Genomic DNA, 20,595 nt, shown 5'->3' with positions numbered 1-20,595 from the left:
AATAATTAGTTGATATGCATGATTACGTTATCAAAAAGTTCTTGTTGATAGTGGGCGGCTTCTGTATACTCAAGAGAATCCACTTTGTTTCTCCATGCCAGCCATTGGCTATCCGGCAGGAAGATATGGTCGTTCTTTCCTATGATGGCTTTTTGCCATGCAAAGTCCGAAGGTGGTAATGATAAGTATTGCTTTTGTATGGCAGCAAGTTCTTCCTTGAGTTCTTCAATGGAACGTTGGGGAGCTACTGTCTGAAAAGTTTTGTAACCGGCTGTTGAACCACACATCCGTCTTTGAAACTTTTGCAAGGATTGTTCGTTCAAACCTTGCAATGTCCCTTCGAAAATGGCAGGAGTGATCCCTTTCGTTTCATGTATAGGATAAGGGGTGCCATTGATAGCGATACTTTGGGAGAGGGGCAGGGATGGATATTGTTTCATTATCTGAGAAGCTGCCCATACTCCCATGGACCAGGCAATGAGGGTAATTTCGGAATACTCTTGCAAGATGATGGCATCGAACTCTAATGAACGATAATCATAACAAATCAGCCAATCCTTATCGGTCGGGCGGATTTGCAAAAATGGAGTTTCATCCATTCCCCAACCTGCGAAGAAAAGCAATAGATGCTTTTGATTATTTTTTATGATAAAATGCTGTTTCATCCGTTTATCAATTTTATAAGTTGGTCGATTTCGTGTTCGGTGATGTCCGCTGTTAATGAGAAGCGGATGCGTGAAGTCCCTTCAGGAACCGTAGGCGGACGTACCGGCAATGCATAGAATCCTTTGCGTTGGATTTCTTCTGCTTTACATATAGTGTTTTCACTTGCCCCTACAATCATAGGGACAATATGGCTTACCGAAGGACAGTTATATCCTTTGTCGACAAGTGCAGTCTTTAGTTTGTTGCTGATCCGTAACAAATGAGTCCTTTTCTCTTGGAGAGAGGGTAGTTGTTCTAGTATCCACGAGGTCCATTGAATATTAATGGGTGGAAGGGCTGTTGTGAATATAAACGTGCGCATCTTGTTGATTAGATATTCCCGGATAACTTGTCGGCAGGCAATGTAAGCTCCTGCTGAGGCTATTGCTTTCCCGAATGTTCCTACCAGAAAGTCTATATCGTTGATGCAATTTTGTTCTTCAGCACATCCTAATCCGTTGTCTCCCCGTACACCGAAAGCATGGGCTTCGTCCACGTAAAGAAGAATATTGGAATAACTTTTTTTTAATTGGACAAGGGCATGAAGGTCGGCTTCATCACCGTCCATGCTGAAGATACTTTCAGTGACAATAATGATTTGCTCATACGCATTGTGATTCTCGGAAATCAATCGCTGTAACTGGGATAAGTCATTATGGCGATACCGGATACATTTCGCAGATGACAACCTGATTCCGTCTATCAAACTGGCGTGTACCAGTTTGTCTGCAAGAATTAATGTCTGAGCATTGCTGACGGCAGGAAGAATCCCTGTATTGGCATGATAACCACTATTGAATATAAGTGCGCTTTCTGTTCCGAACATGGCTGCCAGTTGTTGTTCCAGTTCTTGATAATCGGTAAAATTGCCTGTAAGCAATCGGGAAGAAGAAGAGGTAGGCAGGAATGTTTCAGGAGTTATTGTCTTTAGGAATTCCTTTCTCAGCGATATGTTATTAGCCAGTCCGAGATAATCATTGGAAGACAGGTTCACCATCCGTTGCCCGTTCAGAATTACATTCCGCCCGTCGTGGATGAGGGGTGGGAGAGAGCGATAATTCTTCTTTTCCTTTAGAGTAAGAAGTTCTTGGTTTATATGGTCTGATATCATAAGTTATTGATGTATATTTTATTACGTTCTCCACTGATTACCTTGAGTAATCCGGTCGTTAGTTTGCTTAGTTGTTCGGGAGTGGTGATAAAGGGGGGCATCAGATAGACGAGCTTTCCGAACGGGCGTACCCAAATTCCTTCTTCCACAAAACGGCGTTGCATAAATGCCATATTTACCGGACGCTTCATTTCAATTACTCCGATTGCCCCTAATATCCTTACATCGGCTACTTGTGGAAGTTCCCGGGCAGGTGCCAGTTCTTCTTTTAATTGTGTTTCGATTCGTTTCACATTCTCCTGCCAGCCGGATTGGAGTAATAACCGGACAGACGCGCAAGCCACCGCGCAAGCGAGCGGATTCCCCATGAAGGTAGGACCGTGCATGAAGGCTCCCGGTGCATGATTGGAGATAGTATCTGCCACATGATTACTAGCCAATACGGCAGAAAGTGTCATATATCCACCTGTCAATGCTTTCCCGATACACATGATATCCGGCTCTACTCCGGCATATTCCCAGGCAAAAAGTTTACCGGTACGTCCGAATCCAGTTGCAATCTCATCAAAGATTAAAAGAAGTCCATGCTCTTTACAAAGCTTTTCCGCTTCGCGAAGATATTGTGGATGATAGAACCACATACCGCCTGCTCCTTGGACAATAGGCTCAAGAATGAGCGCTGCTAGTTCCCCCGAATGTTTTTCTATTGTTTTCCGTAGCGGTTCGATGTCCTGAGGATTCCATTCACCGTCGAAACGCGATGGAGGAGCCGGAACAAAATAACGGACAGGAAGTGACGCACCGAAAAGGCTGTGCATTCCCGTTACAGGATCACATACGGACATGGCATTCCATGTGTCGCCGTGATATCCGGAACGGATAGTCACAAAGTTATTTTTATCCGGTTTTCCGGCTGCATACCAATATTGTACAGCCATTTTCAGAGCCACTTCCACCGCTACCGAACCGGAATCTGCATAGAAGATTTTCTGCATGGAGGGTGGTACTAAAGGTAATAGTAATTTACCCAGTTCAATGGCAGGGTCATGTGTCAATCCTCCGAACATTACATGAGACATTTTATCCAATTGGTCTTTGGCAGCCTGATTCAATGCCGGGTGATTGTATCCATGCACTGCACACCACCAGGATGACATCCCTTCGATGAGTGTTCGTCCGTTTTCGAGGGTGATAGTGGCTCCGTCCGCCCGTTTTACTTTGTATACAGGTAGCGGATCGGTGGTGGATGTATATGGGTGCCATAGATGTTCCCGGTCGAATTGAGAGCCGGCAAACTGATACCCTTCTTTCAGGATCATTTGCTTGTCTTCCGAGACTTTGGAACCGAGTGTAGTGAGTAAATCACCTACAATGGCGGAATTAATACCAATGTATAACGCTTTGCTCATAGCTTCGGAAGATAGTTGTGAACGTCCTCCGGCAAAACGCAGGAAAGCAGTTGGGTTAATGAAACGGAACAAGGCAATTGTTCTGAGAACTTCTTCTTCACTCAAAGGCTTTTCGTTCTCCAACGGCGTTCCGGGTATCGGACTCAGCAGGTTGATAGGTATGGATTGGACATTCAGTGCTTTCAGCGTAAAAGCGAATTCAATCCGTTGTTCCATTGTTTCTCCCATGCCAATGATACCGCCGCAGCAAATATCCATACCTACACGGCGGGCAGCATTGAGGGTAGCCAGTTTCTGCTCTTGCGTATGTGTGGAGCACAGTTTCGGGAAATAAGAAGGTGCAGTTTCCAGGTTGCAATGATAGCGGGTAATTCCGGCATCGTGTAATGCATGCAATTCGTTTTCGTCAAGTAGTCCTAAGGAAGCGCAAAGCTGAATCGACGAGTGTCGTCGTATATGGCGAACAGTATCACAAAGTTGGGTTATCTGTCTGGAAGAAGGTTTTCGCCCGCTAGTGACGAGGGAGAAACGGTTGACGTCTTGGGTTTCGTTGTATTTAGCCTGTCGGAGACATTCTTTAGCGGGAAGGAGGTCGTAGACTTCGGCTTGCGTCTTGTAGTGAGAGGATTGTGCACACCATTTGCAGTTCTCCGGACATCTGCCGGACTTGGCATTAATGATAGAACACATGTCGAATTCGTGTGAAGCACGTGCGACGGTAATCTCGTGCGCGGCGGCATAGAGCGCCTCGCTGTCAGCCATATTGGCCAGCCAAGCGGCTTGGTCGGGCGATATGTCAATGCCTGCCAACACTTGGTCTTTGATTTCTTGAAGTGTCATAAATGTATGATAAGGGATAGTTTGTGCAGCATTCTGCTTGCGAAGGGCAACGTCCACCACATTGGTATGCAGATGACCGATTTGGAATTCACGTCCCATACTTGCAAAAGCAGCATAGTTCTTCCTGCCCCAGTAGCGGAAACGGGAAAGAAGGGTACGTGTGGTCTGTATATGACGTTGTTTCTTCATTTGGTTCTTGTTTTAAAGGTAAGAACGGGGCAAATGTACAAAGATTCTTTGGATAAGCAAGCAAGTTGGAGATTTCTGATGTATGTATTTTTATTTCTTCTTCCTATATTCTTTGCGCAAATGGAAGTTGAAGCCTGCATACACTTGAAGTGTGCCGAATCCGTTGTCCAAAGAGAAATTGTTCCGATGATAATTATAGTTTTTTCCAACAAAGGAGGAACCGACAAAATACTTTCCGTTATTGTAGACAATGCCTGCGCGAATCAGAAAGTCGAGGTTGAATTTACTGTACCATTGTTTTCCTTCGTGGGTTTCCGCATCTACGTCGGAAGCCTTGTAGGCAATGGCGGGGGTGAGAGAGATACAAGCCAGGCAATTACGCGCAAATACCCAGTTGTAGGCATAACCGAAACTGATATTGGCATTGGTGTATTTGATTTTATTGACTTTCATACCCGGATTCATCTTTTCTTGAATATACTCGGGTAATTCTTCATAATCAAAATCAAGGTTGTGTTTTGAAATAGAAAAACCTGCAATGAATGTACCTGCATTACGACGCTGGTTGGTTGACTGGCTAAAAGCAGCCGGATAGGAAAACTTCCGGTTATTAAATATATAATATAAATTCAAGCCTTTGATATCTACTTTCAGGCCATTGAAGTTTTCGGAATAATTGGAAGGAATCTCGTCATAGAATCCTCTGATTTTATGAATTTTATAATTGTTTCCCGTGCGACGATAGAAAATATCTACACCCAGCTTGGAACTGTAAAGGCTTAGGTCGAACTCCGTACCTTTATTCTTTCGGTTGGTTTTCCTGTAAATATCGTCCACATCAACAGACCAGCCCAGGAAAATCCACCTCCAGCCAAAGTACAATCCGATTTTGTTATGTGGATTGGGGGAGAAACTGAGCTTTTGAGGTTGGGGCAGGTCACTGCTGACCGAGTAGTATTCGAAGTTGCTGAAATGAGTGGCCATTAGCGCATAATTATATCGGTTGGGACTGATATAGAGCGTATCGAAATCACTGAAGTTCATGAATTTTTTGATGGCTCTTTTAAAGGCGCTCGGTCGGACGGATGTGAGTGAGTCGGCTTCTATATTGTCATTCATGAGACTGTCCCTCTTTTCAGTTTGAGCCTGCAAAGAGAGTGACAGCAGCAGAAAGAAAGATAGAATAAGCCGTTTCATCATAAGGTTCTTCGTTACTGTTATAGATGTTGTTCGTTTCACGAAAGTACTATCTTTCGCTGATTTATGCTAACAATCATCTAAAAAATGTTTCGTTTCCTAAACAAAAAACTTCTCTATACTGTTAATTACGGCAAGCAAATAAATATTAAGCCACAAAATTATGAGAATCTATTTACATTTATTAGCAGCGTTTTTTCTGTTTTTTGCAGGAAGTATATATGCAAATACACAACAGGAAAAACGCGTGACGGGGACAGTAACTTCCGAAGGGGAACCGCTGCCCGGTGTTTCCGTACAACTGAAAGGGGCTTCTTCCGGTACGATTACCGATATTGATGGAAATTACTCTATTGAAGCTCCCGTCAACGGTACGTTAGTTTTCCGCTTTGTAGGAATGAAAACAGTGGAACAACCGGTCAATAACCGGAATGTGATTAACGTGACGCTGGACTCCGAAAGTAAGGAACTAGAAGAAGTAATGGTAGTAGCCTATGCTACCGCCAAGAAATATAGCTTTACCGGGGCTGCTTCGACAATGAAGGCAGGCGAGATTGAGAAGTTGCAGACTTCCAGCGTATCACGTGTATTGGAAGGCACTGTATCCGGTGTACAGGCAAGTGCGGCAAGCGGTCAGCCGGGAACGGATGCGGAAATCCGTATTCGTGGTATCGGCTCTATTAATGCTTCCAGTGCTCCGCTGTATGTGGTGGACGGTGTTCCGTTCGATGGTAGTGTCAATTCTATCAATCCCGATGATATATCTTCAATGACTGTCCTGAAAGATGCCGCATCGGCTGCCTTGTATGGTTCGCGTGGTGCGAATGGTGTGATTATCATTACTACCAAGCAGGGACAACAGGACTCGAAGGCGACGGTAAAAGTGAAAGCGTCTTTAGGAGGTTCCAATCGTGCTGTCCGTGATTACGACCGTGTCAGCACGAATCAGTACTTTGAATTGTATTGGGAAGCGCTGCGCAATCAGTATGCCAAAAGCTCGGATTATACTTCCGCAACTGCCGCTGCCCAGGCTTCCAAGGATTTGGTAACGAAATTAATGGGCGGAGGTCCCAATCCTTATGGTCCGCAGTATGCACAGCCTGTCGGTACAGACGGAAAGTTGGTAGCGGGTGCCCGTCCGTTATGGGATTCTGACTGGAGCGACGCTATGGAACAGCAGGCGCTCCGTACGGAATTGAATTTGAGTGTTTCCGGTGGCGGTAAAGCTAATCAGTATTTCTTTTCCGCCGGATACCTGAATGACAAAGGTATAGCACTCGAATCCGGTTACCAGCGTTTTAATCTTCGTTCGAATATAACCAGTGAAATAACTTCTTGGTTGAAGGGTGGCGTCAATTTGAGTTTCGCCCACTCCATGCAGAATTATCCGGTATCGTCAGACTCTAAAACCAGCAATGTAATTACAGCAGGACGTACAATGCCCGGTTTTTATCCGATTTATGAGATGAATGCCGACGGAAGCTATAAACTGGATGATAGCGGAAACCGGATTTACGATTTCGGCTCTTACCGTCCTTCAGGCTCTATGGCGAACTGGAACTTGCCCGCCACTTTACCTTTGGACAAATCGGAGCGGATGAAAGATGAAGTTTCCGGTCGTACTTTTCTGGAAGCTACGATTATTGAAGGATTGAAATTCAAGACAAGTTTCAATTTCGATTTGATAAACTACAATACGTTGGATTATACGAACCCGAAATTGGGTCCTGCCAAGGAAAACGGAGGTGGTGTCAGTCGGTTGAATACCCGTACCTTTTCCTGGACATGGAATAATATTGTCACGTATGACAAGACTATCGGTGAACATCATTTTAATGTTCTTGCCGGTATGGAGTCTTACTCTTATCGGTATGATGAACTGACGGCTTCACGTTCTAAAATGGCGCAACCTGATATGCCGGAACTGGTAGTGGGTTCGCAATTGACAGGAGGTTCGGGTTATCGTATTGATTATGCTTTGGTAGGTTATCTTACCCAGTTACTCTATGACTACCGGAATAAATATTTCTTCTCTGCTTCTTATCGACGTGATGGTTCTTCCCGTTTTGCACCGGAGACTCGTTGGGGAAACTTCTGGTCATTGGGTGCTTCATGGCGTGTCGATCGGGAAAGTTTTATGGCTTCCACTTCAGACTGGCTTTCTGCCCTGACGTTGAAGATGAGTTATGGTGCGCAAGGAAATGACAACCTGGGTACATACTATGCAAGCAAAGGGCTTTATTCAATTGTTTCCAACTTGGGAGAAAATGCGTTGGTGTCCGACCGCATGGCAACCCCAAATCTGAAATGGGAAACGAACCTGAACTTTAATGTCGGCATTGATTTTTCTCTGTTTAACAACCGTTTCTCCGGTTCGTTCGACTTCTTTACCCGTCGTTCGAAAGATTTGCTTTATTCGCGTCCGATAGCTCCTTCTTTGGGATATGGCTCTATTGACGAAAACGTGGGAGCGTTAAAAAATACGGGTATTGAAATGGTTCTTAACGGAACGATTATTAATCAGAACGGTTGGGTATGGAAACTGGGAATGAACCTGACGCATTATAAGAATAAGGTGACGGACCTTCCTTTGAAGGATATGCCGAGAAGTGGCGTGAACAAGTTGCAGGTAGGCCGTTCGGTCTACGATTTCTACATGATAGAGTGGGCAGGAGTAGATCCGGAAAATGGAGATCCGCTGTGGTATATGGATGAGAAAGATGCAAATAAAAATCCGACCGGAAGACGTGTCACAACAAACGATTATAGTTCGGCTGACTATTATTATGTCAATAAGTCGTCTCTTCCGAAGGTGTATGGCGGATTCAATACGTCTCTTTCCTGGAAAGGATTCGATCTTTCGGCCATCTTTGCCTATAGTATCGGTGGATATATCTACAATCGTGATATTACGATGATTCTGCACAATGGTAGCTTGGAAGGACGCGACTGGTCGACGGAGATTCTAAGAAGATGGACGCCCGACAATCGTTATACAGATGTTCCTGCCTTGAGTACTACTTCTAATAACTGGAACTCGGCTTCTACCCGTTTCTTGCAGAATAATTCGTATATGCGATTAAAAAACCTGACACTTTCCTATAACTTGCCCAAACAGTGGATCAGTAAGTTGTCATTGAGCAGTGTGCAGGTGTATGTGCAAGGAGATAATCTGTTTACCATTCATCGGAATCAAGGACTGGACCCTGAACAGGGAATTACCGGTATTACTTATTACCGTTATCCGGCTATGCGAACCATTTCCGGAGGTATCAATGTTTCTTTCTAAATTCAGACTAAATTATGAGAAAAATAAAAATACAATCCATTCTTGTAGCTGTTGCCGGTCTTTTTCTGGCAACGAGCTGTAGCAGTAGCTTTTTGGATACAGATCCCACAGATGCGGTAAGTTCGGATAAGGTATCTGTACCCGAAAATGCGGAAGCACTTGTAAATGGTGCCTGGTATAATCTGTTCGATTATTCAAGTACCTATGCCAATATTGGTTATCGGGCACTTCAGTGTCTGGATGATATGATGGCAAGTGATGTTGTTTCCCGTCCGAAATATGGTTTTAATTCTTCGTATCAGTTTAATGATATAGCACTTTCTTCGAACAGTAGAACAGAGTTTGCTTGGTATCTGATATATAAAACGATAGATAATTGTAATACTGCCATTTCTATCAAGGGGGATTCGGAAGAACTCCGACAGGTACAGGGACAAGCATTGGCATTGCGTGCTTTCTGCTATTTGCATTTGGTACAGCATTATCAATTTACCTATTTGAAGGATAAGGATGCACCTTGTGTTCCTATTTATACCGAACCGAGTAATAATGAGACGGTACCGAAAGGAAAATCGACAGTGGCACAGGTTTACCAGCGTATTTTTGACGATTTGAACTTGGCGCAGGATTATTTGAAAAACTATGTTCGCAGTGGTGATAACCAGAAGTTCAAGCCGAATGTAGCAGTCGTCAACGGCCTTCTGGCTCGTGCCTACTTGCTGACCGGACAGTGGAAAGAAGCTGCAAAAGTTGCTGAAGCCGCTCGTGCAGGCTATACATTGATGACAACTACTGCCGAGTACGAAGGTTTTAATAATATATCCAATAAGGAATGGATATGGGGATTCCCTCAAATACCTTCCCAATCGGACGCCAGCTATAACTTCTATTATTTGGATGCCACATACGTCGGAGCTTATAGCAGTTTTATGGCTGATCCTCATTTAAAAGATACCTTTACCGAAGGTGATATTCGTTTGCCTTTGTTTCAGTGGATGCGTGAAGGATATTTGGGATATAAGAAATTCCATATGCGTGCAGATGATACGGCTGACTTGGTCTTGATGCGTGCTGCTGAAATGTATTTGATAGAAGCTGAAGCAAAAGTACGCGATGGCGTGGCGTTGGCGCAGGCTGTTGCACCCTTGAACACGTTGCGTAATGCCCGTGGAGTAGGGGATTATGAGGTAACGGGAAAATCACAGGAAGATGTAATCAATGAGATTCTGATGGAACGTCGCCGCGAACTTTGGGGAGAAGGATTTGGTATTACAGATATACTTCGTACACAAAAAGCTGTGGAGCGTACAGCCTTGTCGGAAGATGAACAAAAAATGGAAGTAGACTGTTGGCAGGAAGATGGTAGCTTTGCCAAACGTAATCCATTGGGACATTGGTTTCTTAACTTCCCGAACGGAAAGCCGTTTATAGTAAATAGCACTTATTATTTGTATGCTATCCCGCAAAAAGAAATTAATGCTAATCCTAACATATAAATAGCTCTCTTAATTTTTTGACTTTGACCTTAACTTGTGAGTCGGCATGCATCGTGAGGATGCGTGCCGACTATTTTCTATATTGAGGATATTATTTTATATTTTCTGTTTCTTCAAATTAGGCAGAAAGAACGTGACTAATCCCAGCAACGGCATATAAGCACAGATATTGTAAACATACTCAATGCTCGTCTTATCCGCTAAGTTGCCAAGCACAGCCGATGCAACGCCGGCAACTCCGAAAGCAAATCCAAAGAACAGTCCTGATATTAATCCGAGCTTGGTCGGAAGCAACTCTTGTGCATAAAGTAATATGGCGGGAAAAGCGGAAGAAAGCATCAATCCTACGCAGAAACTAAGAATAATAGTCCATACCAGATTAGCGTGAGGCATTAATAAACTGAACGGGGCAGCTCCCAAAATTGAGGCCCAAATAACATATTTTCTACCGACACGGTCGCCCACAGGACCGCCAATCAATGTCCCGATAGCGGTAGCAACTAAGAATATGAATAAATATAGCTGTGATTCCTGTACCGTAACATTGAATTTGTGAATCAGATAAAATGTATAATAACTGGTCAGACTTGCCATATAGATATATTTTGAGAAAATCAATATCAATAATATACCGATAGAAATAGCTGTTTTATCCATAGGTAAAGGGAGGTGGACCGGCTTTCTGATGCTGACCGTCTGAGCCTTCATCCGATTGAGATAAGACTTATACCATTTACATATCGGATACATGACGGCAATTGCTGCCAATGCGACAAATGCGAATATAAGAAGGTGTTGTCTTCCATAGGGAGCTACCAGTAAAGCTACTAGTAAAGGGCCTAATGAACCGCCAAAATTACCACCCACCTGAAAGAGTGACTGTGCCAATCCGCGTTTCCCGCCCGAAGCAAGGAATGTGATGCGCGAGGCTTCCGGGTGCAATACGGAAGAACCGATTCCGATTAAGAATACAGACAATAATATCCAATAAAGATTATCAGAAAAAGCTAAGTTTATCAGCCCTATCATAGTGAAGCTCATTCCGATAGGCAATGACCACGCGACGGGATATTTATCAAAGATAATTCCCGTAATCGGCTGAAAAACCGAAGCTGAAAGTTGATAAACCAATGTTATCAGTCCGATTTGAGCGAAACTAAGTCCTAAGTCATCTTTGAATAGAGGATAAGAGGCCGATAAAACCGATTGTAAAAGGTCATTGAGGCAATGTGAGAGACTCAATGCGATTAAAATGGAGAATGTAATTTTTCCTACGGGTTGTTCCTGATTCTGTACCATAATACCTGTTCTTTAGAGATGTTCCTGAAAAATTGGCTGCAAAGGTACGCAAACTTCCCGTTTCTCAATATATTTGCTACGATTAATTCTATATGATATGAAGAAAGTAGTGCTGGCGATAGATTCTTTTAAAGGTTGTCTGTCCTCGATTGAAGCGGATAAGACTGCCGAGCAGGGTATAAAGATAGTTTGTTCGGATATTGTGAAGTCATTTCTTTGGCAGACCCTTTTTTTACTTCAAGAGAATAGTCTCTGATAATAAAACCCTAGAACTAAGGATTGTAAATTGTCGTTAATTCATTTTTGACTGACTGAACCATTCGCCACACCTGCTGTTGTTAAATAAAAAAGGAGGATGATATGAGCTTTATTTGGTATATTATTATTGGTATTGTGGCCGGATTCCTTGCAGGCAAAATTATGCGCGGCGGAGGTTTTGGTCTTGTAATAAATTTATTACTTGGTATTCTAGGAGGTGTATTAGGCGGTTGGGTATTTGCCCTTTTCGGACTTGCAGCCTCGGGATTGATAGGAAGTTTGATAACTTCTACAGTGGGGGCTATTCTTGTATTATGGATTGCTTCTTTATTCTCAAAATCCAAATAGGTATTTTATATAATTTATTTTTAATCTAAAAAAACTGAACTTAATTATGGAATGTAGACATGGAAATTTCTGGATTGGACTCGGAATAGGTTCTATCCTTGGTGCTGTTGTTTATCGTCTTTCACGTACAGCAAAAGCTAAACAACTGGAAAGTGAAATTTATGACGCTATCCACCGCATTGGTCGTGATGCTGAGGTGGCAGCAGCTTGTGCAGAGAAGAAAGCAATGAATCTTGGATTGAAAGCGGTAGAAACCGGAGCTGAAATAGCTGATAAAGTGGCAGCAGAAGCTGATAAAGTCGCTGGAAAAGCAAAAGAAAAATGGGAAAAATAACATTCCCAGAATTGGTAATCAGTTAACATCTAATTGATTACCAATTTCTTTTTTACCATTCTATTTGCTTTTATATACACTGAATATTTTCATGTGTTCGTGCACACTTTACCATTTCTCTATTCTTTCTGTCTTTTTTCAGTGATCAAAAGTCTTTCTTTTCTTTTCTGTATCCATTCTCTGGAGTGCTTTTTCTTAATGTTTTTATCTTTTTTCTTATGTTTAATAACATGTATATGTTTGTTGTCGTTGAGGTAAGTGTTTGATAATTAGTTTTATAGTTCGTTTTATGACTTCATGTGTGTGCGCACACACTATTGCTTAATTCAATAATTCATTTTACTTTTGTCGACGAAAAACAAGATACTTATTAAGAATGGACAAAGAATTCTCAAATATTCGTATTGTAGACATCGCTAAAATGGCGGGTGTCTCTGTCGGTACGGTGGATAGAGTCATTCATAATCGTGGACGGGTATCTGAAGAAAACAGGAAAAAAGTGCAGGCTATTCTGGAGATGGTTAATTACCAGCCTAATCTCATGGCACGTTCATTGGCGTCTAAGAAACAGTATCACTTTATTGCAATCACCCCGTCTTTTGCTCAGGGAGAGTATTGGGAAGCCATTTCGGAAGGCATTGATAAGGCTGCATCCGAAATGGGGTCTTATAATATAACTATCACGAAACTCTTTTTTGACCAGTATGACAACAAAACTTTTGATGATATAGTTCGCAATCTGTTGGACAAGAAGGTGGACGGTGTGTTAATTGCCACATTGTTTACCGATTCAGTTATCCGGCTTTCGCGGGAACTCGACCGATTCGAAATTCCCTATATTTATGTTGATTCCAATATTGAGGGACAACATCAACTAGCCTATTTCGGTACAGAATCTTATGATGCCGGAGTTATTGCCGCCAGGTTGCTGACAGATAGAATCTCTCCCGCTTCCGATATTCTCATGGCACGGATTATCCATAGCGGAAAGAATGACTCTAATCAGGGAAGAAACCGTAGAGAGGGATTTTGCCGTTACCTAAAAGAAATGAGATTCACCGGAAGTCTGCATGAAGTGGAGTTGAAAATCAATGACTCGGTATACAATTTCACAAAACTTGATGAAATCTTTGAATCAAATCCGAATATCGAAGGAGCTGTTATTTTCAATTCTACCTGCTATATTTTGGGAAATTACCTGAAAGCAAGAGCCATGCAATCGGTAAAACTGGTAGGGTATGACCTTATCGAGAGAAATACGCAGTTACTTTCGGAAGGAGTGATTACCGCATTGGTTGCACAGCGTCCCGAACGGCAGGGATATGAAGGAATTAAATCCTTATGCAATCATCTGTTGTTCAAGCAACATTCTGAAATGGTAAATCTGATGCCGATAGATATTCTCCTGAAAGAGAATCTGAAATATTATCTGAACAATAAGCTATAAACATATAAATTTTTTAGAAACCATGAATGAATTATTTAACGTAAAGGACAAAGTTGTTGTAATTACCGGTGGAGCCGGAATCTTAGGTAAAGGAATTGCTGCATACCTCGCAAAAGAAGGTGCAAAAGTTGTTGTGCTCGATAGAAGCGAAGAAGCAGGAAAAGCATTGGTAGACAGCATCAAAGCTGAGGGCAACGAAGCTATGTTCCTTTATACTGATGTAATGGACAAAGAAGTATTGGAAGGCAACAAAGTGGAAATTATGAAAGCTTATGGCCGCATTGATGTACTGCTGAACGCTGCCGGTGGTAACATGGCAGGTGCAACAATCGCGCCGGACAAGACTTTCTTCGACTTGCAGATTGACGCTTTCAAAAAGGTAGTAGACCTGAACCTGTTCGGTACAGTGTTACCTACAATGGTATTTGCTGAGATCATGGTAGAACAGAAGAAAGGCTCTATCGTAAACTTCTGCTCTGAATCAGCTCTTCGTCCGTTGACCCGTGTAGTAGGATACGGTGCGGCAAAAGCTGCTATCGCCAACTTTACTAAATATATGGCTGGTGAACTGGCTCTGAAATTCGGTAACGGCTTGCGCGTAAACGCTATCGCTCCGGGCTTTTTCCTGACAGAACAAAACCGTACATTATTAACTAATCCTGATGGTTCTTTGACTGACCGTTCAAAGACAATCCTTGCTCATACTCCGTTCAACCGTTTCGGCGAACCGGAAGATCTTTATGGAACAATCCATTATCTGATTAGTGATGCTTCTAACTTCGTAACAGGTACAGTAGCTGTTATCGATGGTGGTTTCGACGCATTCTCTATCTAATTTATTTCAATCATAATCAGTAATCTATAAATAACAGCTATATATGTATTTATGTGAACAAACTTGGCGCTGGTATGGTCCTAACGACCCGGTAAGCTTGTGGGATATTAAACAAGCCGGCGCTACCGGTATAGTAAACGCGCTTCATCATATTCCAAATGGTGAAGTATGGACAGTAGAAGAAATCATGAAGCGTAAGCAAATGATTGAAGAGGTAGGTCTGACATGGTCTGTTGTAGAAAGTGTACCTGTGCACGAACATATCAAGACACAGACAGGCGACTTCATGAAATATATCGAGAACTATAAGGAAAGTATCCGTAACCTGGCAAAATGTGGCGTAATGGTAGTTACTTACAACTTTATGCCTGTATTGGACTGGACACGTACTGATCTTGCCTATACACTGCCCGACGGCTCTAAAGCGCTTCGTTTTGAAAAAGCGGCTTTTGTAGCTTTCGACCTTTTCATCTTGAAACGTCCGAACGCAGAAAAAGACTATACTCCTGAAGAAATAGCCAAAGCGAAAGCTCGCTTTGAACAGATGAGCGAAGACGATAAGAATCTCTTGGTTCGTAACATGATTGCCGGACTTCCGGGCTCTGAAGAAAGTTTCACAGTAGAACAATTTCAGGAAGCGCTCGACCGTTACAATGACATTGACGCTGAAAAACTTCGTTCCAACCTGATTTTCTTCCTGAAAGAAATTGCTCCCGTTGCCGATGAAGTAGGAGTGAAGCTGGTGATTCACCCGGATGACCCTCCTTATACAATCTTAGGTCTGCCGCGTATCCTGAGTACAGAAGAAGACTTCAAAAAACTGATTGAAGCCGTACCTAACGAATCCAACGGTCTTTGCCTGTGTACAGGCTCTTTCGGTGTACGTGCTGATAATGACCTTGCCGGTATGATGGAACGTTTCGGTGATCGTGTAAACTTTGTACATTTGCGTAGTACACAGCGTGATGAAGAAGGCAATTTCTACGAAGCAAACCATTTGGAAGGAAACGTAGATATGTACAATGTAATGAAAGCTCTTATTCTTCTGCAACAACGTCGCAAATGCTCTATCGCTATGCGTCCCGACCACGGGCATCAGATGATTGATGATTTGAAGAAGAAGACAAATCCGGGGTATTCTTGTTTAGGACGCCTTCGCGGATTGGCAGAACTTCGCGGTTTGGAAATGGGCATCGCTAAGTCTATCCTTTAATTTGAGTACATAATTAGCATTTTATTATAGAAGCACTACGGCTATTATTGATTGAGATAATAGTTGTAGTGTTTTTTATTTGGTCTTTTTCACTGTTACCGTTTGAGGAATGAGTGAATCGAATAAGTCTCCGACGTGCGTATCTTTATTTGCTTTTTTCGCTGGCTTCGCTTTTTTCGGTTCAGGAATAATTAGTAATGCAATTTGGGCGCAGGCTTCTGCGTCAGCAAGTGCGTGGTGGTGATTCTCCAAGTTATATCCGCATCGTTCTGCTACTGTATGCAACTGATGATTGGGCAGATCCTTTCCGAACACTTTCCTTGAAGTACGGCAGGTACAATAAAACTTGTAATTAGGATAAGTCATACCATATAATTCGTGAACAGCACGGAGGCAACCTTCATCAAAAGGGCTATTGTGAGCTACAAGCGGAAGTCCTTCCAGCAATGGCTTGATTTCCGCCCATACTTCTGGAAAATCATCCGCTTCCATAGTGTCATCGTAGGTAAGTCCGTGGATAGCTGTTGTCCATTGAGTATAATAGTTGGGTGCAGGACGAATCAGACGATAGATTTTATTCACAATCTTACCGCCTTTTACGATGACAATACCGACACTGCATACACTGGTACGCTTGCCATTGGCAGTTTCAAAGTCGATTGCTGCAAAGTCTTTCATTAGTCCGTTGTTTTTTGAATACAAATGTATTGAATTAGAATTTATTCTCTCTATATTTGCCTGTAAAATATATCAATGTATACAGAATATCAGCCTTCTCATTTGCTTGCTCCCTATATTGACAACTATTGGGAATTTAAAGGTAACCCGGAATATGGTATGCGCATCCATATTCTGCCGGATGGTTGTACCGATTTTATTTTTACGCTTGGAGAAGTCGCAGATACAGTGGAGGAAGAAAGCTTGATTATGCAACCTTATCGTTCGTACTTTGTGGGGCCGATGACGAAATATTCCGAACTGATTACATATTCCGAATCGGTTCATATGTTTGGTGTTCGTTTTTTGCCTTGCGGATTGTCCTGTTTTACAAAGTTGCCTTTACATGAATTTGTAAATGATAGAATCAGTACAAGGGAAATGAAAGCAGTTTTTGATGATACTTTTGTTGAAAGGCTATGCGAGCAAGAACATATAGGCGACCGGATACGGATAGTAGAAGAATATTTGTTGTCGTATCTGTCTCGTCATTATGAGTCTGCCGATTCTCATATTGTTGTGGCGGTGGATATAATCAATCAGTTCGGAGGAAAACGTCCTGTTCGTAGTTTGATCGATGAGGTCTGTTTGTGTCAGCGCCATTTTGAACGGAAGTTCAAGTATTATACCGGATTTACTCCGAAAGAATACAGCCGTATTGTCAAATTCAAGAATGCCGTAGAATTGTTAAGGAATACAACATCTCCCAATTTATTGACTACGGCAGTGAATGCGGGATATTATGACTTGGCGCATTTCTCAAAAGAGATTAAGACATTATCGGGTAGCACTCCTGCCTCATTTCTTTCGATTACAATACCGGATGATACGACGTTGACCTATATCGAACCGCAAAAGTAGGTTTGTAAAAGTCGATTTTTTACAATAGAACAGAGGTTTATGCCATTATCTTTGCAGGTATAATATAAATCCAATAAGATTATGTCAACAAAAACAATGAAAGAGAAAGCAACCGAGTTGTTGCAGAGATGTGAAGTTGTAGTGCTTGCTTCTGTAAACAAAGAGGGATATCCCCGTCCTGTGCCGATGAGCAAGATTGCAACAGAGGGAATTTCTACTATTTGGATGTCTACCGGAGCGGACTCATTAAAAACTATCGACTTTCGTAAGAACCCGAAAGCCGGATTATGCTTTCAGGATAAGGGAGACAGCGTAGCCTTAACGGGAACTGTAGAAGTGGTAACGGACGAGAAAATGAAAAAGGAACTTTGGCAGGACTGGTTTATCGAGCATTGCCCCGGTGGCCCTACCGACCCGGGCTATGTACTGCTGAAATTTGAATCGAATCACGCGACTTATTGGATTGAAGGGACATTTATTCATAAGAAACTGGACTAGTCCTTCATACATTTTTATTCCCGTGGGATATGGAAATATAAAAAGAGAGAAACATTCTTTCCTTCCGAAGAAGAATGTCTCTCTCTTTCTGATGATAGTTGGATAGATAGTATATCTATTCTCCGTGTTTCATTTAGAATTCGAACTTCTCTAGTTTCATTTCAGCTAATTCCTGAATGATACCTACATATTTGCCGAAATGCGGAGACTTCTCGTGAGCTGCCAATACCTCAGCGTTCTGCCATGTTTCACAAATCATGAAAACGTCGTGACGGGTACTGCTTTCGAAAGTATCATAAGCAATGCATCCTTCTTCCTTTAAAGAGCAAGTAGTCAGTTCCTTAGCTGCTTCAATCGCTTTTTCGCGGTTTGTCTCGCTTACGCGGACGAAAACATTCAATCTAATCATAGTCTTTATTATTAAATGATTAAAAATAGCTTTATCACATCTTGGTGAATAAATCGCAGGCAAAGATACTATTTTTGTGCTTTGTCGGATAGCTTGTTCTTTAAATTTCATCAAAACGTCATATAATCATCAAAAAAACGATTATATTTATTCTGGAATCAAAAAGCAACTATTTTGGACGCAACTCTTAATTTTTTTCTGGCTTAATATTAGCCTCACGAACCACAGGCTAATTTCTTTCGTTTGAGTAATTCCACTCGAGCCGTTTTTCATTTTGTTATTTACTGCATAGTTTCTCTTCTTTTGGGCAAACAGCCTTATAAGTATAAAGTAAAGAAAGGAGATGTTATTTTGATACATAGAAAGTGCTTGTTTGATATTTTAGAATGAAGTTCGTAATATGGATTTTTTTTATAGCTTTGTGAACTGATGGCATATAAAAAGTAATAACACCCTAATAATCGAAGATATGAGAAAAGTATTTTTATTGGCTTTTGCCTTGTTCGCATGGAATATCCTTGCCAATGCTCAGGAAAGTGATGAAAGATATATTGAAGTGACCGGTTCTTCGGAGATAGAAGTCGTCCCGGACGAAATACACTTTCTGATTCAGATAAAGGAATACTGGGAAGAAGAATATACGGGTAAATCAAAGAAAGAGGAAGATTTTCGGACGAAAGTGCCGTTGACTGTGATAGAGAAAGATTTGCGTAAAAGTTTGCGTAAAATAGGAATATCGGATGAGGCTATCCGTACGCAGGAAGTAGGGGACTATTGGCGTCAGAGAGGGAAGGAATTCCTGATTGGCAAACAACTGGATATTCGTCTTACGGATTTCGAGCAAATCAATTCCATTATCCGGTCTGTCAATACATGGGGAATTGAATCAATGCGTATCGGGGAACTGAAACATAAGGACTTGCCGATGTATAGGAAGCAGGGAAAGATTGAAGCATTGAAAGCAGCCCGTGAGAAAGCATCCTATCTGGTGGCAGCAATGGGACAGCAATTGGGTGAAGTCATTCGTATCATCGAACCTGCCGATAACAATATAAGCCGTTACCTTCCTTTCCAGGCACAGAGCAATGTCAGCATGGGGACGGCGGCTACCGAACAGTACCGTGTCATCAAGCTGAGATATGAAATGACCGCCCGTTTTGCCATAAAATAAAAAATGCCTATTTTGGGGTATAAGAAAACCGGATTCCTGCAAATCATCGAACCTAAGATTATCATCCGTAAGGCGGGTAGAAACAATGCGTATATAACTGCTGTTTTGGATAAAAGCCGTTCGGTTGCTCAGGCGAAGCGTGAGGAACTGAAGTTGAAATTCTCCTAATCTGGTAGTCGCTTGGATGAACTCTGCTTATCCGATGAAGATATCAGAGAAGATCGGAGTGGCATACAATCCTTCTTTCTTTGGATACATAAGCTATCGAAAAGTACCAGAATAAACTGGATGCGAAAACCACCGTCGGCGAACTGTTGACTGTCAATGCGCAGCCGCAGAGATTGAAGTTGGTTGATACACCGGAAGCGGACGAAGTATATATCCGTGAATGGGCATTGAATACTGCTGCCGTGACTAGAGCGGGAAGGAATGTGTTTTATGTATGGAAACAGGAAGAATGAGATGATTTAAAAATAGTTTTTCAGAGGTAATTTCAGAAAAGGAATATTGTCTGATAACACATATTAAGCCTGATAATTTGTCAGTTCTCTTTCATACCCCTATATTTGTTCCCGCTATTCTATATAATCAATAGAGGGAGAATGTATCATAAGAGAAAAACAAGAGCGTACATAGCATGGGTGTTGTTCATGACATTCATTCCGTTCTTTGTAGTGAAGACCTTTCACTATCATGGAAGCGAGGATGAAAAGTCATGTTCTCATGCCGGGCATTCTCACAAATCATCCGAAGATTGTGCGATATGCCAATACTCCCTTTCTTTCTTTACTGAACCTCAACCGGTAGAATTTCATTGTACATTAACGCTCGTGCCTTACGAGCCGGTTGTTTATCAGGATAAGGTCGTTTGCAAACGGACTTATTCACATCAATTGCGTGCACCCCCTGTTGCATAATTACATAATCAAACTTTTCAAGAAGGCGGGCTTATCGTAACCTGTCCTCACA

General features: G+C 42.2%; 20 protein-coding genes. 13 read left to right on the top strand and 7 right to left on the bottom strand.

The window, feature by feature from the left end:
- Positions 1–5 precede the first annotated feature (5 nt).
- The 4 genes from BHV72_RS13065 to BHV72_RS13050 form a co-directional block, all read right to left on the bottom strand.
- On the bottom strand, positions 6–665 hold the full coding sequence (locus tag BHV72_RS13065; protein ID WP_149882289.1) for a DUF452 family protein: 660 nt from the start codon (positions 663–665) through the stop codon (positions 6–8).
- On the bottom strand, positions 662–1,816 hold the full coding sequence (locus BHV72_RS13060) for an 8-amino-7-oxononanoate synthase (RefSeq protein ID WP_005678007.1): 1,155 nt from the start codon (positions 1,814–1,816) through the stop codon (positions 662–664). Before BHV72_RS13060 ends, BHV72_RS13065 begins: the two co-directional genes overlap by 4 nt.
- Entirely contained in the window at positions 1,813–4,254 is a 2,442-nt protein-coding gene (bioA, locus tag BHV72_RS13055) for an adenosylmethionine--8-amino-7-oxononanoate transaminase (RefSeq protein WP_286856129.1), read from the bottom strand. Before bioA ends, BHV72_RS13060 begins: the two co-directional genes overlap by 4 nt.
- Before the next feature lie 90 nt (positions 4,255–4,344).
- Positions 4,345–5,454, bottom strand: a complete 1,110-nt coding sequence (locus BHV72_RS13050) for a DUF4421 domain-containing protein (protein WP_005678009.1) — start codon at positions 5,452–5,454, stop codon at positions 4,345–4,347.
- 160 nt (positions 5,455–5,614) lie between these two features.
- Between BHV72_RS13050 and BHV72_RS13045 the strand changes: the two genes are divergently transcribed.
- Together BHV72_RS13045 and BHV72_RS13040 are read left to right on the top strand one after the other, a co-directional pair.
- A complete protein-coding gene (locus BHV72_RS13045; protein WP_122140712.1) occupies positions 5,615–8,740 on the top strand; it encodes a SusC/RagA family TonB-linked outer membrane protein in 3,126 nt (1,041 codons plus the stop codon).
- Positions 8,741–8,754: 14 nt separating this feature from the next.
- Positions 8,755–10,236: a RagB/SusD family nutrient uptake outer membrane protein gene (locus tag BHV72_RS13040; RefSeq protein ID WP_286856128.1), complete on the top strand. Its 1,482-nt coding sequence runs from the start codon at positions 8,755–8,757 to the stop codon at positions 10,234–10,236.
- Between the two features lie 96 nt (positions 10,237–10,332).
- Here BHV72_RS13040 and BHV72_RS13035 read toward each other — a convergent pair whose 3' ends face one another.
- Positions 10,333–11,535, bottom strand: a complete 1,203-nt coding sequence (locus BHV72_RS13035; protein WP_005678013.1) for an MFS transporter — start codon at positions 11,533–11,535, stop codon at positions 10,333–10,335.
- Positions 11,536–11,895: 360 nt separating this feature from the next.
- On the opposite strand from BHV72_RS13035, the gene BHV72_RS13030 reads away from it, so the two are divergent.
- The 5 genes from BHV72_RS13030 (at position 11,896) to uxuA (ending at position 15,970) form a co-directional block, all read left to right on the top strand.
- The gene (locus BHV72_RS13030; protein WP_005678015.1) at positions 11,896–12,141 is read left to right on the top strand and encodes a GlsB/YeaQ/YmgE family stress response membrane protein; all 246 of its coding nucleotides are present in this window, start codon (positions 11,896–11,898) and stop codon (positions 12,139–12,141) included.
- A gap of 46 nt (positions 12,142–12,187) precedes the next feature.
- Positions 12,188–12,475 (top strand): YtxH domain-containing protein, encoded by a 288-nt coding sequence (locus BHV72_RS13025; RefSeq protein ID WP_005678016.1) that lies wholly within the window; start codon positions 12,188–12,190, stop codon positions 12,473–12,475.
- Between the two features lie 376 nt (positions 12,476–12,851).
- A complete protein-coding gene (locus BHV72_RS13020) occupies positions 12,852–13,922 on the top strand; it encodes a LacI family DNA-binding transcriptional regulator (protein WP_005681424.1) in 1,071 nt (356 codons plus the stop codon).
- A 22-nt stretch (positions 13,923–13,944) separates the two neighbouring features.
- On the top strand, positions 13,945–14,757 hold the full coding sequence (locus tag BHV72_RS13015; RefSeq protein ID WP_005678019.1) for an SDR family oxidoreductase: 813 nt from the start codon (positions 13,945–13,947) through the stop codon (positions 14,755–14,757).
- Between the two features lie 43 nt (positions 14,758–14,800).
- The gene (gene uxuA / locus BHV72_RS13010; protein WP_005681423.1) at positions 14,801–15,970 is read left to right on the top strand and encodes a mannonate dehydratase; all 1,170 of its coding nucleotides are present in this window, start codon (positions 14,801–14,803) and stop codon (positions 15,968–15,970) included.
- 75 nt (positions 15,971–16,045) lie between these two features.
- On the opposite strand, the gene BHV72_RS13005 is transcribed toward uxuA, so the two are convergent.
- The gene (locus BHV72_RS13005) at positions 16,046–16,648 is read right to left on the bottom strand and encodes a 3'-5' exonuclease (protein ID WP_122295484.1); all 603 of its coding nucleotides are present in this window, start codon (positions 16,646–16,648) and stop codon (positions 16,046–16,048) included.
- Between the two features lie 75 nt (positions 16,649–16,723).
- On the opposite strand from BHV72_RS13005, the gene BHV72_RS13000 reads away from it, so the two are divergent.
- Positions 16,724–17,548, top strand: coding sequence for an AraC family transcriptional regulator (locus tag BHV72_RS13000; protein ID WP_055173676.1), 825 nt, complete (start codon positions 16,724–16,726; stop codon positions 17,546–17,548).
- Between the two features lie 81 nt (positions 17,549–17,629).
- The gene (locus BHV72_RS12995; RefSeq protein WP_122295485.1) at positions 17,630–18,046 is read left to right on the top strand and encodes a pyridoxamine 5'-phosphate oxidase family protein; all 417 of its coding nucleotides are present in this window, start codon (positions 17,630–17,632) and stop codon (positions 18,044–18,046) included.
- Positions 18,047–18,179: 133 nt separating this feature from the next.
- Here the strand turns inward: BHV72_RS12995 and BHV72_RS12990 are convergent, their stop codons facing one another.
- Positions 18,180–18,455 carry a putative quinol monooxygenase gene (locus BHV72_RS12990; RefSeq protein ID WP_005681420.1) on the bottom strand — a complete coding sequence of 92 codons (276 nt, stop codon included), beginning with the start codon at positions 18,453–18,455 and terminating at the stop codon, positions 18,180–18,182.
- A gap of 469 nt (positions 18,456–18,924) precedes the next feature.
- On the opposite strand from BHV72_RS12990, the gene BHV72_RS12985 reads away from it, so the two are divergent.
- The 4 genes from BHV72_RS12985 (at position 18,925) to BHV72_RS12970 (ending at position 20,543) form a co-directional block, all read left to right on the top strand.
- A complete protein-coding gene (locus BHV72_RS12985) occupies positions 18,925–19,626 on the top strand; it encodes an SIMPL domain-containing protein (RefSeq protein WP_005681419.1) in 702 nt (233 codons plus the stop codon).
- A 12-nt stretch (positions 19,627–19,638) separates the two neighbouring features.
- Positions 19,639–19,794 (top strand): hypothetical protein, encoded by a 156-nt coding sequence (locus tag BHV72_RS12980; protein WP_172680729.1) that lies wholly within the window; start codon positions 19,639–19,641, stop codon positions 19,792–19,794.
- A gap of 146 nt (positions 19,795–19,940) precedes the next feature.
- Positions 19,941–20,087 carry a hypothetical protein gene (locus BHV72_RS19660; protein ID WP_229093677.1) on the top strand — a complete coding sequence of 49 codons (147 nt, stop codon included), beginning with the start codon at positions 19,941–19,943 and terminating at the stop codon, positions 20,085–20,087.
- A gap of 141 nt (positions 20,088–20,228) precedes the next feature.
- Positions 20,229–20,543 carry a hypothetical protein gene (locus BHV72_RS12970; RefSeq protein WP_032837819.1) on the top strand — a complete coding sequence of 105 codons (315 nt, stop codon included), beginning with the start codon at positions 20,229–20,231 and terminating at the stop codon, positions 20,541–20,543.
- The last annotated feature ends 52 nt before the right edge of the window (positions 20,544–20,595 follow it).

The sequence above is a fragment of the Bacteroides sp. 43_46 genome, assembly GCF_001915455.1.
Classification (GTDB): domain Bacteria; phylum Bacteroidota; class Bacteroidia; order Bacteroidales; family Bacteroidaceae; genus Bacteroides; species Bacteroides caccae.
Note: the sequence above shows the minus strand (reverse complement) of the source record. Positions and strands in the feature narration are given on the sequence as shown.

What these genes read in the sequence shown, in the direction of transcription:
- BHV72_RS13065 (WP_149882289.1), bottom strand. Translation starts at nt 665, where the DNA reads ATGAAACAGCATTTTATCATAAAAAATAATCAAAAGCATCTATTGCTT.
- BHV72_RS13060 (WP_005678007.1), bottom strand. Translation starts at nt 1,816, where the DNA reads ATGATATCAGACCATATAAACCAAGAACTTCTTACTCTAAAGGAAAAG.
- bioA (WP_286856129.1), bottom strand. Translation starts at nt 4,254, where the DNA reads ATGAAGAAACAACGTCATATACAGACCACACGTACCCTTCTTTCCCGT.
- BHV72_RS13050 (WP_005678009.1), bottom strand. Translation starts at nt 5,454, where the DNA reads ATGATGAAACGGCTTATTCTATCTTTCTTTCTGCTGCTGTCACTCTCT.
- BHV72_RS13045 (WP_122140712.1), top strand. Translation starts at nt 5,615, where the DNA reads ATGAGAATCTATTTACATTTATTAGCAGCGTTTTTTCTGTTTTTTGCA.
- BHV72_RS13040 (WP_286856128.1), top strand. Translation starts at nt 8,755, where the DNA reads ATGAGAAAAATAAAAATACAATCCATTCTTGTAGCTGTTGCCGGTCTT.
- BHV72_RS13035 (WP_005678013.1), bottom strand. Translation starts at nt 11,535, where the DNA reads ATGGTACAGAATCAGGAACAACCCGTAGGAAAAATTACATTCTCCATT.
- BHV72_RS13030 (WP_005678015.1), top strand. Translation starts at nt 11,896, where the DNA reads ATGAGCTTTATTTGGTATATTATTATTGGTATTGTGGCCGGATTCCTT.
- BHV72_RS13025 (WP_005678016.1), top strand. Translation starts at nt 12,188, where the DNA reads ATGGAATGTAGACATGGAAATTTCTGGATTGGACTCGGAATAGGTTCT.
- BHV72_RS13020 (WP_005681424.1), top strand. Translation starts at nt 12,852, where the DNA reads ATGGACAAAGAATTCTCAAATATTCGTATTGTAGACATCGCTAAAATG.
- BHV72_RS13015 (WP_005678019.1), top strand. Translation starts at nt 13,945, where the DNA reads ATGAATGAATTATTTAACGTAAAGGACAAAGTTGTTGTAATTACCGGT.
- uxuA (WP_005681423.1), top strand. Translation starts at nt 14,801, where the DNA reads ATGTATTTATGTGAACAAACTTGGCGCTGGTATGGTCCTAACGACCCG.
- BHV72_RS13005 (WP_122295484.1), bottom strand. Translation starts at nt 16,648, where the DNA reads ATGAAAGACTTTGCAGCAATCGACTTTGAAACTGCCAATGGCAAGCGT.
- BHV72_RS13000 (WP_055173676.1), top strand. Translation starts at nt 16,724, where the DNA reads ATGTATACAGAATATCAGCCTTCTCATTTGCTTGCTCCCTATATTGAC.
- BHV72_RS12995 (WP_122295485.1), top strand. Translation starts at nt 17,630, where the DNA reads ATGTCAACAAAAACAATGAAAGAGAAAGCAACCGAGTTGTTGCAGAGA.
- BHV72_RS12990 (WP_005681420.1), bottom strand. Translation starts at nt 18,455, where the DNA reads ATGATTAGATTGAATGTTTTCGTCCGCGTAAGCGAGACAAACCGCGAA.
- BHV72_RS12985 (WP_005681419.1), top strand. Translation starts at nt 18,925, where the DNA reads ATGAGAAAAGTATTTTTATTGGCTTTTGCCTTGTTCGCATGGAATATC.
- BHV72_RS12970 (WP_032837819.1), top strand. Translation starts at nt 20,229, where the DNA reads ATGTATCATAAGAGAAAAACAAGAGCGTACATAGCATGGGTGTTGTTC.